The sequence below is a fragment of the Peptoniphilus timonensis JC401 genome (genome assembly GCF_000312025.1).
Classification (GTDB): Bacteria; Bacillota; Clostridia; order Tissierellales; family Peptoniphilaceae; genus Peptoniphilus_A; species Peptoniphilus_A timonensis.
The window spans coordinates 582,360-598,018 of sequence record NZ_HE978593.1; the positions used below are offsets into that span (position 1 = coordinate 582,360).

Sequence of the window (15,659 nt, forward strand, 5' to 3'; positions counted from 1 at the left end):
TCATCTATATCATCTGAATCTATTTGAACTTTTTCAAAGGCATCTCCTATTTCCTCATAGGTAAGTTTTCCGTCCTTTTTTCCATCTTTTAAGAGTCGTTCTCTTATGGAATCAATAGATTCTTTATTTTTTAATTTTTCACTCATAATTGCCCTCCTCTTTCAACTCGTTTAACTTTAAATTAATTTCTTGCAATTCTTTTAAAGCTTCGAGCAGAAGATTTTTATTTTCTTCCCCTTGAAGTTTTTCGATATTTTCGAGGATTTTGTTTTTTTGATTTTTGAAGATAATTACCTTCGACAGTTCTTATTAATTCATCGACTACTTTTTCATTTACATAGATATCATTTATAATTGCTAAAATATTATTCTTAAAAACAGTGTCAATGAGCCTATTTGATTCTAAAAGAGTTAAAAAATCATTTAGCTCCATCTCTTCTTCAAAAAATTTAGGTATTTCTTCAAAGACAGCCCTAGTCATGGCGTTGCTAAAATAGAAAACTTCAATTCTTTTTTTGATATAATTGTAAATATCATTGTCCAGTAAAGAATATGATAATAATTCCTCTTGTGCTCTAGTCTTATTAGATTTCACAACATTTGTATTTTTCTTTACCTTAAACTTTTCTTTTTTCGCTTCCTTAACCCTATTCCTATTTAGATAATTTATATAATTTTCAATTGCTAAATTTGAAATATTGTAATTTTTTGAAAATTCTTTTACAAAAATATCTCTTTCTATAGGATTTTTTATACTAGAAAAAATTTTTGCGGCTTCAATTGTAAAATTGCTAAGTCCCTCATTATCTTCTAGATTATAATTTTCCCTAAGTTTTTTTATTTTAAATTCGATATAAGATATAGAAGATTTAATTTTATTTTCAAAAGCTTCTAATCCATATTTTTTTATAAAATCGTCAGGATCCAATCCATCATTAAGTTCTATTATTTTAGGCTTTACTGATGCTTGAAGAAAAATATCTATGGCTCTTGCAGTTGCGTTAATACCTGCGTTATCACTGTCATAACAAATGTAAATATCTTTAGCCATTTTTTTAATAATATTAGCCTGGTCAAATGTAAGAGAAGTACCAAGGCTTGCTACACTATAATTTATACCACTATTGTATAAAGATATAACATCCATATAGCCTTCTACTAAGATAATTCTTTCTCGACTTGACTCTCTTGAAATTATATTCATGTTAAAAACATTACTGCCTTTATGAAAAATAGGAGTTTCTCGCGAATTTAAATACTTCGGTTTTGCATCACCAAAACCCCTTGCTCCAAACCCAATTACCTTATTATTTCTATTTATAATTGGAAACATAATTCTATCTCGAAATCTGTCAATATAATTTCCATTTTTACTTTTTGAAATTAAATTTAAGTCTAAAAGTTCATCTTCTTTATATCCCAAACTTGTTAAATGATCGTATAAATCAGTCCAGGAATCTTTAGAATATCCTATGCCGTAAGATCTAATAGTTTTTGCACTTAGCATCCTATTATTTAAATATAATTGCGCTTTTTTTGATGCTTGAAAATTTTTTAGAAAATGTAAGGCTGCTTCCCTATTTATTTCGTATAGCCTATTTCTTTTTTCACGTGCTTCTTTATTTTCATCTTTGTATTCTTCGAGTCTAACATTGTACTTATCTGCTAAAAATTCCACAGCCTCAGGAAAACTTAAATTTTCTCTTTTCATTACAAAAGTGATTACATCTCCGCCAACTCCACATCCAAAACATTTAAAAATAGATTTAGAACTGGAAACAGAAAATGAAGGAGTTTTTTCAGAATGAAAAGGGCAGAGTCCCATATAATTGGATCCAGACTTCTTTAAGTCCACATATTCTCCAATTAAATCTACAATATCTGCCCTATCTCTTATTTCATCAAGAACATTGTCATTTATAAGGTACAATTAAATGCTCCATCCCTTCGGTATAAATATATTTTTTATTTGCTTCATTGCATAAGTATCAGTCATTCCAGCTATATAGTCAGAAACAATATCTTCGTCGCTATGACTTCTATCACTATAAAGACTTAGATGATTTTCTGGTATTCTACTTAAATCTTCTGCATAAAATCTATAAAGTTCTGTCAAAAGTCTTTTAATTTTTATCTCTTCACTTTTTACAACAGGATCCATATAAACCCTTTTAAACATATACTGCCTAAGTTCCATAGTTGCCTCATAGACTTCTTTTTCCATTTCAACAATAGGATTCCCATAAGATTCATTAACTATGCCGTTAATCATCGTGTTAATTCTTTCAGAAGAAGTATTTCCCAAAACTTTAGTTAATTCTTTAGGAAGTGAATCAGAAGAAATAATTCCAGCCCTAATTGCATCATCAATATCATGATTTATATAGGCAATTCTATCTGCGAATTTTATAATTTTTCCTTCTAAAGTTTTTGCGTTACTACTGCCAGAATGATTTAAAATTCCATCTCTAACTTCTTCAGTTAAATTTAAACCAATTCTTTTTTCAGATCTTTCCAAAAAGTCAACTACTTTTAAAGATTGTTCACTGTGAATAAAACCTGTGCTTTTTAATTCATTAAGAACTGCTTCACCAGAATGTCCAAAAGGTGTATGGCCAAGATCATGCCCTAAGGAAATTGCTTCTACTAAATCTTCATTAAGCCTCAATGCTCTAGCTATTGTTCTAGCTATTTGACTAACTTCAAGAGTGTGAGTGAGTCTTGTCCTAAAATGGTCACCCTCAGGAGAAATAAAGACCTGCGTCTTATGTTTTAATCTCCTAAAACTCTTTGAGTGGATAATCCTATCCCTATCTCTTTGAAATTCAGTTCTAAGATCGGACTTTTCTTCTTCTTTATTTCTTCCCAAAGTTGAATCTGCAAAAGTAGCATATTCAAAAAACATTTTGTGCTCAAGTTTTTCTCTCTCAACTCGAAGATTCATTTAATCACTTCCTGGATTCCATATGTTTAATGATTATTTCAGCAGTTTCTTCGATTGCCTTGTCAGATACATCAATTACAAAACAACCTAATTCTTCCATAACTTGCTTTGAATAATTTAATTCATCTCTTATTCTATCGTAATTAGCATATTTTGCACCTGAAGTTAAGCCTAAAGATTTTAATCTTTGCTCTCTTACAGAAATAATCTTTTCCGGATTTGCTGTAAGTCCAATTATCTTATCAACGTCTTTTTCATAAACTTCCTTTGGAACAGGAACTTCAGGAACAAGTGGAATATTAGCAACTTTATAAAGTTTATTTGCAAGATACATAGATAGAGGAGTCTTTGAAGTTCTAGAAATACCAACTAGACATATATCTGCCTTTTTCGCACCACGAGGATCTTTACCATCATCGTATTTTACAGCAAACTCAACACATTCAACCTTTTTAAAATAGTTTTCATCTAGCCTTCTAATTAAACCAGGTTCTCTTAAAGGTTCATATCCTAAAATATCTTCAATTTGAAGTAATGGTTCTCCCATGACATCAACAGTGTGTAATTTTAATTCATGAGTCTTTTCTTCGATAAAATCTCTAGTTTCCTTAACAACATTTGTATAAACTATAAGACTATTTTTATTTTTGATGCCTTTTCTAGAACAGGTTTAATTTGTTCAATGCTATTATGATAAGGGTATCTAATAATTTCATAATTTTCTGATTCAAATTGTCTTGCAGAAGATTTTGCAATTAACTCCCCAGTTTCGCCAATAGAATCTGAAATTACAAAAATAGTAAGTTGATTATCGTCTTTATTCATTTCTCCTCCTAAATTATCTCGCCATCACAAACATCAACAAAAAGTCTCGTAACATTTGTCTTTGTAAATCTGCCAACAACTTCAAGATCATTATTATTTTTAACTTTTATAACAGGAAGGGAATCAATACCCTTTGTCACAATTAGATTTGCAGCCTTATAAACACTGTCATCTATATTTACATAAAAAATATTTGGCATTCTTGTCATAATTACACTTATGGGAGTCTTTTTAATATCAGCATCACCAATCATAAATCTAATTAAATCTTTTCTTGATACAATACCTGTTAGAAATCCGCCATCAGTAACAAACATTGATGATAAATCTTCCATAAATAGATCTACCACAACATCATAGACAGAAGTTTTTTGGTCACAAGAAAAAGGAAGTGACATATAATCTTTCAACTCTAATTTCTTTAAGTCACTAGACAACTGAGAAAAAATAGATTTTCCAGTATAAAAATATCCAAACTTTGGTCTTGCTCCCAAAATATTTATCATTGTGAGTACAGAAAGATCAGACCTTATAGTAGCTCTTGAAAGTCCTAAAATTTCTGCTATCTCATCACCAGTTATAGGGCCCTTTTTCCTTTACAATATCAATAATTTCAGTCTGCCTATCGCTGAATTTCATTTGCTCACCGACCTATTCTACAATATTTTCGATTTTTAATATTTTTTGAATATTTTCCTCAATTCTATTTATGAGTGCTAGTCTATTTTCTCTAATTTTTTCATCTTCAGCCATTACCATTACACTGTCAAAGAAAGAATCAATAGCAGGAACTAAATCATTTAATAAGTCCATAGCTTCCTTATATCTTTCTGATGATAAAGCATCATTAAAACTTTCATCAATTTCAGTAAATTTATTATATAAATCTTTTTCAGCTTCTTCTTTTAGAAGATCTTCATTAATTTCAAGTAAATCTACATTTTTTGTTAAATTATTTATTCTCTTATATGCATCAACAAAATGGCTCCTATCTTCTTTAAACCATTCATCTAGTTCATTAGCTTTATCAAAGATATTGTGTATTTCACTTTCCGGAATTAAAACTGAATCTATAATATCATACCTAATGCCTTCTTCTTGAAGCATAGTTTTAATTCTTCCAAAGAAGAAATCTCTTACGTTTTCAATAACTTCTTCGTGGTTAAAAGTAAGACCAAGATCATTTATATATTCATATAAACTAGCTTCTACAGCTTCATTTAAATCAAATTTCCAAGAATTATTTCTAATTATATTAATTACACCAATAGCAGATCTTCTTAAAGCAAAGGGATCTGTTGAACCTGTAGGAATTTCACCTATAGCAAATAGTCCAGCAATTGTATCAATTTTATCAGCTAGTGAAAAAATTGATCCCACACTTGATTCTGGAAGCTTATCTCCAGCAAATTTTGGAAGGTATTGTTCTCTTATTGCAGTAGCAACAATATCTTTTTCTCCAGATTTTAAAGCATAAATTTCTCCAATAACGCCTTGAAGTTCAGTAAATTCGATTACCATTTTTGTTGTCAAATCAGCTTTAGAAAGATGAGCTACTCTTTTTATAGCATCAATAGCTTCGTCTGCAAAAGAAAGTGATTCTGCAATTTTATTTGCAACTACTCCATCTCTTTTTTCTTTTTCAAGCATTGTTCCTAATTTATCATGGAATAAAACACCATTTAAATTTTCAACATAATCTTCCAGTGGTCTTGAAATATCGTCATCATAGAAGAATTTAGCATCTTCAAGTCTTGCTCCAAGAACTTTTTCATTTCCAGCAATTACAATGTCTTCATAATCTTTAGTGCCATTTCTAACTGTAATAAAATATGGAAGTAACTCTCCCTTTTGTGAATAGATTGGAGTAAATCTCAAATGATCAATCATTGTAGTTGTTACAACTTCTTTTGGAAGACTTAAATATTTTTCCTTTATGCTTCCCTTAATTGGACTTGGATATTCAACTATATAAGTTAATTCTTCTAAAAGATCTTCGTTTTCGTGAATTTCTCCACCAAGAGACTTTGCAATCTTTGTTGATTCGTATTTTATAATTTCACGTCTTTTATTTTGGTCTAGAATTACATAATTATCTTCAAGTAACTTTTCATAATTTTCCACATTGTCTATGATAACTTCTGATGATCCTAAAAATCTATGACCCTTAGTAGTGTTTCCAACTTGAATTCCTTCAAAATCAAAATCAACAACCTTATCATCTAGAAGAGATACAATCCATCTTATTGGTCTTGCAAATCTTAAATTCTTTCCACCCCAACGCATATTTTTTGGAAAATTAATGTCCTTAATTAGTCCAGGTATTATTTCTTTTAAAATTTCAGAAGACTCTTTACCCACTGATGAAATTTGTGCAAAAATATAATCTGTTCCCTTAACTTCTTTTATAACTATGTCATCTTCAGTAATTTTTTGAGATTTCATAAAACCTAAAAGTGGTTTTGTAGGATTTTTTCATCATCATAAGCAATTTTTACAGAAGGTCCCTTAACTTCTTTTTGCATATCTTTTTGTTTTTCATCTAAGGATTCAATTATAAGGCTAAGTCTTCTAGGAGTTGCATAAACTTTTACATCTTCAAATCCAAGTTCATTTTCAACTAATAATTTTTGAGATTTATCTTCAAGTTGTTCTATTGCCATATTTACAAATCTAGATGGCAATTCTTCAACTCCAATTTCAAGTAAATAATTATTCATTTATTTCACCTCTATTTATAAGGGGATAATTCATTTCTTCTCTGTGTTTTAAATGAGTTTTTGCTACAAGTCTTGCAAGATTTCTCACTCTTTGGATGTAGCTTGTTCTTTCAGAAACAGAAAGGGCTCCTCTTGCGTCTAATAAGTTAAAAGCATGAGAACACTTTAGAGTGTAGTCATAAGCATCAATTACTATATCTTCTCCAATTACTCTTTGTGCTTCAGATTCATACATATCAAAAAGTTTTCTAAGCATATCTATATCAGCACTTTCAAAAGCATATTTTGAGTGTTCATATTCATTTTTCTTAAATACTTCTCCATAAGTTATATTTTCATTGTATTTAATATCATATACTGACTCTACATTTTGAAGATACATTGCAATTCTTTCAAGTCCATAAGTTAATTCAGCACTTTCTAGATCAAGGTTTACTCCACCTACTTGTTGGAAATAAGTAAATTGTGTTACTTCCATTCCATCAAGCCAAACTTCCCAACCAAGACCCCAAGCACCTAGTGTAGGAGATTCCCAATTGTCTTCGACAAATCTAATGTCATGTTTTTTTGGATCAATACCAATTGCGAAAAGTGAATCAAGATAAAGTTGTTGAACATCTTCTGGAGATGGTTTCAAAATAACTTGCAATTGGTGATGTTGATAAAGTCTATTTGGATTTTCACCATATCTACCATCTGCAGGTCTTCTTGAAGGTTCAACATAAACTACTTTCCATTCTTCAGGTCCAAGAGATCTTAAGAAAGTATTTGGATTCATAGTTCCTGCACCCTTTTCAATATCATAAGGTTGCATTATAATAGCTCCCTTTTCCTTCCAATAATTTTCCAATGTCATAATTAAATCTTGGAAATACATTTTTTCCTCCTTAATTAAACAGCCTATCTGACTTAAAACTGCTTATATCTAAATTGTATTTTATATACTTTATTATAATATTATGCAAATATTTTTTCCTACTTATTTCAATATTTTCGATATTTTCTAAATCTTCTAACTTTCCATATAAAATCTCGTTCAAATAAACTAAATCTTTTCTTGTTAGAGAAAAGGAAAATGGATCTTGAAAATCAATAATTCCTTCTCTTATAGAAAAATAAGATTTTTCTTTAATGTCAAGCCTTGGTCTATAGCCAATAAAACTTAGGTATTTTAATTCAAAAGCCAAGGCAAGACTAATTGGATCTTTAGTGAAATTAAAAAATTTTAAAGTCTTTCTCAATAGATCAAAAGCTTTTTTGTTTGTTTCACCGCTTACAGAAGATTTATCCAAAATTTCTAACAAAATAGAAGCATAAATTAAATTATCATAATTTTCTCTAATTTTAAAATTAGATTCAAGAATTTTTGAATCGCTAATATAAAAAAACTTTGTCCTTTTTTTAATAGATATTCATTTACACCAAAAACTTGTGAAACACTCAAGTTTTTAGATCTTGGACTCATTGCACCTTTTACCATAATAGAAATTTTACCATATTCTTTGGTGAATACTCTTATTATCTTTGAACTCTCACCAAAATCCATTTCATTTAGTACAATGCCCAAAGTATAATTATTTATCGTAGCCAAATCTTTTTACCAAATTATCTTTTTCTCTCCAGTTTTTCTCAACTTTAACCCAAATTTGTAAATTTACCTTGGCATCTAAAAGTTTTTCAGCTTCTTCTCTTGACTCAGTTCCAATTTTCTTTAACATAGAACCTTTCTTGCCAATAAGAATTCCCTTGTGAGAGTCTCTTTCAACATATATATTAGCTTCGATATCGTAAATATTTTTATCTGGTCTTTTTTTGAATTTTTCAATTGAAATAGCAAGTCCATGAGGGACTTCTTCATTTAAATATTTTAGCCCCTTTTCTCTTATAATTTCTGATACAATGAATCTTTCATTTTTATCGGTTATCATATCTTCTGGATAATACATTGGTCCAGGCTTCAAAAAGTTTTTAAGAGTGTCTAAATATATGTCAACACCATCATTATTAATTGCAGAAATTGGAATAATATCATCAAAAATATCTTCTTCTGCATACATTGATATTATTTCTAAAAGCTCATCTTTTTTTATTGTATCAACTTTATTTATTAAAAGAATTATTGGAAGTTCGCCCTTATACTCTTTTAAAATATCTATTATTGATCTTTCTGCTTTTCCAATTCTTTTAGAAGTATCCACTATATAAGTTATAATATCCGAATCTTCTATTCCCTCTTTAGATTCAGTGAGCATGAATTCTCCCAACTTATTTTTTGGCTTTTGTATTCCTGGTGTATCCAAAAAAATTATTTGTGAATCTTCATCTGTGTGGATAAAGGTTATATTTTGTCTTGTAGTTTGTGGTTTTGAAGATATAGCAGAAATTTTCTCTCCAATTATTGCATTTAGAAGAGTGGACTTTCCAACATTTGGTCTTCCAACCACTGATACATATCCCGATTTAAAATTATTTTCCGTCATTTTCATCTCCATTTAGGTCCTCTGGACCAAAGGAATGAGGTAAAATTTCCTCCATTCCAAAAATTTTGTAGTCATTAGTAGAGTTTGCTATTATTATTTCAGGATTTTTTGAAAACTCACGAATAACTTGCCTGCATACTCCACAAGGAAAAGTGTAATCACTATCTCCAACTACTGCTATCTTTTTTATTTCTCTTTTACCCTCAGAAACTGCCTTAAAAATTGCAGTTCTTTCCGCACAATTTGTTGGTGAATATGAAGCTATTTCTATATTTCCACCAGTATAAACTGATCCATCTTCCATCTCAATGGCGCAACCAACATTAAAATGTGAATAGGGTGTATAGGTCATATTTTCTCTTGCATCTATTGCAAGTTCTATTAATTTTTTATATTCCATTTAACCAACTACCTTAAAAACAAATATTGCTACACAAACCCCCAAAATTGCACCAACAACAACTTCAGAAACCTTGTGAATTTTCCCCTCTACTCTACTTTCTGCAACTAAAAATGCAAGTCCAAAAGAACAAAGAGTTACAAGCGAATTTTCTGCTATCATAGTTATAATAGTCGCTGCACAAAATGATATTGCAGAGTGTCCACTTAGACCTCCTCCTTGGAAATAAGTTCCCCCACTTTTCTTAGCCATCAAAAGTTTTGCTCCAACTGTGGCAATAATAATTATAAGTAAAGAAACAAATGCCAAATGATTTGGCATATTTTTTATTTTAAATAAAAGAAGATCGCCAAAGGATGCAAATTTATCATAAAATACTAAATAAGCAACGACAACAGCATTTAAAGCTGTGATTAAAACTGCGCCTGCCGATACATCCTTTACATATTTTGCTATGGGATTGTACTCTTGAACAACTAAATCAACTGTTCTCTCTATTGCTGTATTTATCATCTCTGCAAATATAACAAGACTAATTGCAAAAAGCATTAATAAAAATTCTGTAGATGATATATCAAAGAAAAGAGATAAAATAATTATTCCTAAAGCAGCTAAATAGTGAAATTTCATATTCCTCTCTGTTTTTAATACAGAAATAATACCTTGAACTGCATAATTAAAAGATGATATAAAACGTCCCTTTTTCATAAAATCACCTATATATTTCAAGTTCCTTCATAGATAACTTTTCTCTTTCTCTCATTTCTTTTTTGTCTTCATCTTCAATGTGATCATACCCCAAAAGATGTAAAATGCTGTGAACAGTAAGATAAGACAATTCTCTTTCATGAGAGTGACCAAGCTCTTCTGCTTGTTCCATAACTCTTCTTGTATTAATTATAACATCACCAAGGATTCTATTGTCTATTATAAACTCATCATCCATTGGAAAAGACAAGACATCCGTTGATTTATCAACTCCTCTATAATCTCTATTTAAATCTCTTATTTCTTCGTCGCCAACAAAGGAAACAGAAACTTCAACATCATCGTCAAGTTCTTCAACTTTTAAAACAGCTTTTATAGATTTCTCAATAAGATTTTTCATCTCGTCTGTTATATTTATATTGTCTTGCCTATCATCGTAGTAAACTTCCATTATTTACTCCCATTTTTTGATTTTTTTGCTTCTATAACTTTATTTGCCTTTTCATTTGTCTTTTCATATTTTTCATAAGCATCAATAATTCTTTGAACTAGAGCATGACGAACAATATCATTTTTATTTAAATAAGTTATGCCAATACCCTTAACTCCTGCTAAAATTTTTAGGACAGTTTTTAAACCTGATTGCTTACCACTAGGTAGGTCAATTTGTGTAACATCACCTGTCACAATTGCCTTAGAACCATATCCAAGTCTTGTTAAAAACATCTTCATCTGTTCATTTGTTGTATTTTGAGCTTCATCCAAAATTACAAAAGCTGAATCTAAAGTTCTACCTCTCATATAAGCAAGAGGTGCAACTTCAATAAGTCCTTTTTCAAATAAATTATTATAAGTATCATGTCCCAATATCTCAAAGAGGGCGTCATAAAGTGGTCTCAAGTAAGGATCTACTTTATTTTGCAAGTCTCCTGGCAAAAACCCAAGATTTTCTCCAGCTTCAACAGCAGGTCTTGTTAAAATTATTCTGTTTACTTCTTTAGCCTTAAAAGCACGAACCGCTGCAGCCATAGCAAGATAAGTCTTTCCAGTCCCTGCAGGTCCAATTCCAAACACAATATCATTATTGTTAATATTATCTATATATCTTTTTTGACCTAAAGTTTTTGCCCTAATTGGTTTCCCCATAGATGTGTAAACCAAAGTATCCTTTAGTAGTTCTGAAACTGGTCTCTTCTCATTATTTTTTATAAGAGAAATAGCATAACGAACATCAGATAAACTTAGGCTATTTTGTTTTTTTGCAGTTTCAATTAAATTATTTAAAAGAAGATATCCATCCTCAACTACATCTTCTTCTCCACTTACTATAATTTTATTATCCCTTGATTTAACATTGAGTCCCAGCTCTTTTTCTACAAGAGAAATATTTTCATCAAGCTTTCCAAAAACAATAGACATTAAATTTATATCATTAATTTCAATGGATTTTTCCATTTTTGCCAAAAATATACCCCCTTAAACGCGAATATAATAATATCATAAAAAGGCTTACTTTTCCATAGATTATGGAAAGCAAGCCTTGATTTATCTAAGACTTAAAGGTTTATCAAAAATCTCTTTATATATTTGAATTTTAAGTAAATCATCTTCATCAAAATTTAAAATTTGTGAAAAGTCATTACAAGAATTATTGTCCTCATAATTAACATAATCTGATTCACATTCTTTAATAAATTCACTTTCAAAAATCTTATCTGACATTGTTTCAAGATTTTTTGAGCCCTCTAAGACTTCCTTATTTTCTTTAACTTTTGATGATTCAAATTTATCCCTAGACAAAGACTTTTTTTCTAATAATTTTTCCTTTAATTCTCTTTGTGAAATGTTAATATCCTTATTGATAAATATCTTATCTTTTTTATTATTATGCTTATATTTATTTACTTTATCTTTATAAGTGTCCCTAATTTTTTTATCTGAGGATTCCTTTTTAATTTTATCTTTTTCTTTTTCTTCTTTGATTACTCTTTTTATTTCATCTATTAAACTTTCCTGATCTGAACTTCTATTTTTATAAATATTTTTAGAATTCGCAATTTTTTTCTCATTTTCATAAAAATCTTCTGTCATTTTACTTTTACCTCTTTTTAAAATAGTAAGTAAAACTTTAAAAACAATGACAAAGATTATAGCAGGCATGAGAGAAAAAATGGCAATTACAATACTAAAAATAGGTCCCATTATTTATTTTCCTTTTTGTGATTTTTATCAGGTATTTTGGAAATAGAATTTCTCATGTCAGTATCAGAGTTTAAATTTTCATTTTATAATAATCAAAGACTCCAAGATTTCCACTCTTTAAAGCTTCTGCCATAGCTATTGGAACTTGAGATTCTGCTTCAACAACTTTTGCTCTCATGGCTTCAACTTCTGCCTTCATTTCTTGTTCACGAGCTAGTGCCATAGCACGTCTTTCACTAGCTTTAGCTTCAGATATTCTCTTATCAGCTTCTGCTTGATCAGTTTGAAGTCTTGCCCCAATATTTCTTGCAACATCAACATCTGCAATATCAATTGAAAGAATTTCATAAGCTGTACCAGAATCAAGACCCTTATCAAGAACCACTCTTGAAATAGAATCTGGGTTTTCTAAAACGGACTTATAGCTTTGAGATGAACCTACTGTAGTTACTATTCCTTCGCCAACTCTTGCAATTATAGTTTGTTCACCAGCACCACCAACGAGTCTTTCAATATTTGCCCTTACAGTTACCTTAGCTTTAACAATAACTTCTATACCATCTTGAGCTACTGCTGAAATATTTGGTGTTTCAATTACCTTTGGATTTACAGAAACTTGAACAGCTTCAAGTACATCTCTACCTGCAAGATCAATTGCTGCAGCTCTTTCAAATTGAAGTGGTATATTAGCTCTTTGCGCTGCAATTAGAGCATCTACTAGAGTATTTACATTACCACCTGCTAAATAGTGAGCTTCAAGACTAGAAATTTCTAAATCAAGTCCAGCCTTAGTCGCCTTTATTGCAGGTCTAACTATTCTTGATGGTTTTACTCTTCTTAATTTCATACCAATAAGTTCTGATATTTTTATTCTAACACCAGAGAAAAATGCTGTAACCCAAAGTCCAACTGGAACAAAGGATAAAAACATTGCCACTACAATAACTATTAAAGCTATTATAATAATACTACCTAAGGGATAATAATTCATATGTCCTCCTAATTTCTTTCGACGAAAATTCTCGCCCCGCTAATTCTTACTACAACAACTGATTCATCTTTTCCAATGAACCCAACATCTGAAATTACTTCTATCTTTTTTTCACCTAATAAGGCGTAACCAGTTGGTCTAAGTGGAGTTTTTGTTAATAAGACATCTCCAATTGAGACCTCTTCACTTTCAACACTAAGATATCCCTTGTCACTTGAACTTTCTTTAAAAAGTCTAAGTTTATTTATTGTATCGGACTTTATACCTCTTTTAAAAAGAGCAAATCCCAATATTATTGCAATGACAAGAGCTAAAGCTAGTGAAAATAAAGCAAAATAAATGTCACTCATGGATAAGGCTAAACCAACTAAGACTGCAATAATTCCACTTATACCAGCCACTCCAAAACCTGGTATCATAATTTCAAGTGCAAGTAGAAGCAATCCTATTACAAAAAGTGAAATTTCAAAAAAGTTTGTATTTCCCATTTTTATATTTCCCCAGAAAAATACAAAAAAGGAAGCAATGGAAATAATACCAGAAAATCCAAAACCTGGAGTTAGAATTTCAAAAACACCTGCTACTATTGCCACGATAAGTAATAACGTAAAAACATAATCATTAGAAAAAATATTTTCTATTGATGACATTTTCTCTCCTTGTGCATACACAAGATTACAAAAAATAAGTAAAAATGGCATACTATAAAATAAATTCTTAAATTTTTTCAAGTTAACCTCCTTTGCACTTAGAATTATTTTACCCAATCCAAATTACGTATAATCTAAATTCTATTTAAGAAAAGTTTAAGATTTTTTAATCACACTTAAAATTTACATCTTTACATAAAATTTCAAAGATACAAATTCATTTAAAAGTCCTAATTTAAGATTAAAATTTATAAAAAAATATAAAAATAAAACCCGGGAAAAATCCCGAGTTTTAGCTTAATAAATCTTTAGCAATGGCATTAACTTGTTTGCCATCAGCTTTGCCCTTTATTAAAGGCATTACATTTTTCATTAATTTTCCAATATCCTTCATTGATGTTATATCATTTTCGTCAATTACTTTTTTTATAATTTCTTTTAATTCTTCATCTGATAATTGCTCAGGTAAGTAGTCAAGTAATATTTCGATTTCTTGATTTGTATGTTCAACTAAATCTTCTCTATTACCTTTCTTAAACTCTTCAATTGACGATTTCTTTTCTTTTAGTTGCTTAGCAATGATATTTTCAATATCAGCATCATCAAGCTCAACTCGTTCATCTACTTCTTTTTGTTTAATAGCTGCACGAACCATGGTGATAACATCTTTTCGAAGTTTATCTTTATTTTTCATAGCACTCTTTAAGTCAGCCATGAGTCTCTCTTTTAGAGACATAAGAACACCCTCTTTAATATCTGTGTTTTTTTCTGCGTGCCTCTTCGGATTTTTTCTTCCTTCTAACACTTGGTTTTTCGTAGTGTTCTCTTTTTCTTACTTCTTTAAGAACTCCACTAGTGGCACATTGTCTTTTGAATCTTTTAAGAGCATTGTCTAAAGATTCATTTTCACCAACCCTGATTTCGGACATTTTTTAACCTCCTCTCGTAGAAAAGAGTAGCCTTTCGGCCAATTTAGGTTTATTATACTCTATAAATCGCAAAACTTCAATAATATTTTTATTTTTTAAGATTTTTTGTTTTTACTTACAAAGTAAGTTATTGCCACAACAGAAACAGAAATAAAAATTTTTATTAAGATCATTGTCAAAAATTGCCAAGAAAGAGGATCCAAAATTACATCTCCGAGAAGAGTATTTGTTATAACCCCAATTGAGGCTCCAAGAAGTGATGAAGTAATATATTTTATGTAATTTGTCTTACATGCACCAAAGTAAAAACTCAAAATATCACAAGGAAACCAACCAATTAGTCTAATTACGAAACTTGCCAAAAATTCATTTCTTTCCTGCATCTCAATGAGTTTTTCGATCTTAGGATATTTGTTTTTAAGATAAGCCATTTCTTCTGCACCAGACCATCTTCCTAAAACAAAGGGAATTGTAAGTGTAATTGCTAATCCAATGTAACTAATTACTAGTGCTTTTGCAGGTTTAAATAAAACGCCACTAACTATATATAGTGATGGTAGCGGAATAATAATAGTTAAACTTTTTACAGCAAATAATGCAAATAGGGATAAGATAGACTTTTTTTCATTGCCATTGGCATTTTCAATAATTGAATCTATTGTCACATTTCCAGTTCGAGTTAATAACAATACAAGTAAAATTGAAGCAAAGGAAACTAAAGCAACAACTTGAATTTTTTTAAATCTTTTTTTAACTATTTACATCTGATTCATTTAAATTCCTATTTTCTTTCCCTAATTTATTTTCAAT

General features: G+C 29.9%; 14 protein-coding genes and 5 pseudogenes. All 19 read right to left on the reverse strand.

Features of this window, described 5'->3' with window-relative positions; translation table 11 throughout:
* Positions 1–146 (reverse strand): RNA polymerase sigma factor region1.1 domain-containing protein (locus HGPT_RS08835; protein ID WP_281032365.1); only part of this gene is annotated, 146 nt, incomplete at its 3' end.
* A 77-nt stretch (positions 147–223) separates the two neighbouring features.
* Positions 224–1,930: a DNA primase gene (gene dnaG / locus HGPT_RS02830; RefSeq protein WP_019138368.1), complete on the reverse strand. Its 1,707-nt coding sequence runs from the start codon at positions 1,928–1,930 to the stop codon at positions 224–226.
* On the reverse strand, positions 1,931–2,944 hold the full coding sequence (locus tag HGPT_RS02835; RefSeq protein ID WP_019138369.1) for a deoxyguanosinetriphosphate triphosphohydrolase: 1,014 nt from the start codon (positions 2,942–2,944) through the stop codon (positions 1,931–1,933).
* A gap of 4 nt (positions 2,945–2,948) precedes the next feature.
* A pseudogene (locus HGPT_RS02840) lies at positions 2,949–3,769 on the reverse strand (pyruvate, water dikinase regulatory protein).
* An 8-nt stretch (positions 3,770–3,777) separates the two neighbouring features.
* A pseudogene (ccpN, locus tag HGPT_RS02845) lies at positions 3,778–4,408 on the reverse strand (transcriptional regulator CcpN).
* 12 nt (positions 4,409–4,420) lie between these two features.
* Positions 4,421–6,489: pseudogene (gene glyS / locus HGPT_RS02850) on the reverse strand (glycine--tRNA ligase subunit beta).
* On the reverse strand, positions 6,482–7,366 hold the full coding sequence (locus HGPT_RS02855) for a glycine--tRNA ligase subunit alpha (RefSeq protein WP_019138371.1): 885 nt from the start codon (positions 7,364–7,366) through the stop codon (positions 6,482–6,484). The pseudogene glyS and the gene HGPT_RS02855 overlap by 8 nt, the downstream one beginning before the upstream one ends.
* Positions 7,367–7,376: 10 nt before the next feature.
* Positions 7,377–8,035 (reverse strand): annotated as a pseudogene (gene recO, locus HGPT_RS02860) (DNA repair protein RecO).
* A 28-nt stretch (positions 8,036–8,063) separates the two neighbouring features.
* Entirely contained in the window at positions 8,064–8,969 is a 906-nt protein-coding gene (gene era / locus HGPT_RS02865; protein WP_019138374.1) for a GTPase Era, read from the reverse strand.
* Positions 8,956–9,369 (reverse strand): cytidine deaminase, encoded by a 414-nt coding sequence (locus HGPT_RS02870; protein ID WP_019138375.1) that lies wholly within the window; start codon positions 9,367–9,369, stop codon positions 8,956–8,958. Before HGPT_RS02870 ends, era begins: the two co-directional genes overlap by 14 nt.
* Positions 9,370–10,077, reverse strand: coding sequence for a diacylglycerol kinase (locus HGPT_RS02875; protein ID WP_019138376.1), 708 nt, complete (start codon positions 10,075–10,077; stop codon positions 9,370–9,372). It abuts the gene before it with no gap.
* A 4-nt stretch (positions 10,078–10,081) separates the two neighbouring features.
* Complete coding sequence (gene ybeY / locus HGPT_RS02880) at positions 10,082–10,528, reverse strand: rRNA maturation RNase YbeY (protein ID WP_019138377.1); 447 nt, start codon at positions 10,526–10,528, stop codon at positions 10,082–10,084.
* A complete protein-coding gene (locus HGPT_RS02885) occupies positions 10,528–11,541 on the reverse strand; it encodes a PhoH family protein (protein ID WP_019138378.1) in 1,014 nt (337 codons plus the stop codon). The genes ybeY and HGPT_RS02885 overlap by 1 nt, the downstream gene beginning before the upstream one ends.
* 81 nt (positions 11,542–11,622) lie before the next feature.
* Complete coding sequence (locus HGPT_RS02890; RefSeq protein ID WP_019138379.1) at positions 11,623–12,279, reverse strand: hypothetical protein; 657 nt, start codon at positions 12,277–12,279, stop codon at positions 11,623–11,625.
* Positions 12,279–13,270, reverse strand: a pseudogene (gene floA, locus HGPT_RS02895) (flotillin-like protein FloA). Before floA ends, HGPT_RS02890 begins: the two are co-directional and overlap by 1 nt.
* Positions 13,271–13,278: 8 nt before the next feature.
* Positions 13,279–14,001, reverse strand: a complete 723-nt coding sequence (locus HGPT_RS02900; protein WP_019138381.1) for an NfeD family protein — start codon at positions 13,999–14,001, stop codon at positions 13,279–13,281.
* Positions 14,002–14,212: 211 nt separating this feature from the next.
* Positions 14,213–14,656, reverse strand: coding sequence for a GatB/YqeY domain-containing protein (locus HGPT_RS02905; RefSeq protein WP_019138382.1), 444 nt, complete (start codon positions 14,654–14,656; stop codon positions 14,213–14,215).
* Between the two features lie 13 nt (positions 14,657–14,669).
* Positions 14,670–14,849: a 30S ribosomal protein S21 gene (gene rpsU / locus HGPT_RS02910; RefSeq protein WP_005957648.1), complete on the reverse strand. Its 180-nt coding sequence runs from the start codon at positions 14,847–14,849 to the stop codon at positions 14,670–14,672.
* Between the two features lie 95 nt (positions 14,850–14,944).
* Positions 14,945–15,514: a TVP38/TMEM64 family protein gene (locus HGPT_RS02915; protein ID WP_019138383.1), complete on the reverse strand. Its 570-nt coding sequence runs from the start codon at positions 15,512–15,514 to the stop codon at positions 14,945–14,947.
* Between the last annotated feature and the right edge of the window lie 145 nt (positions 15,515–15,659).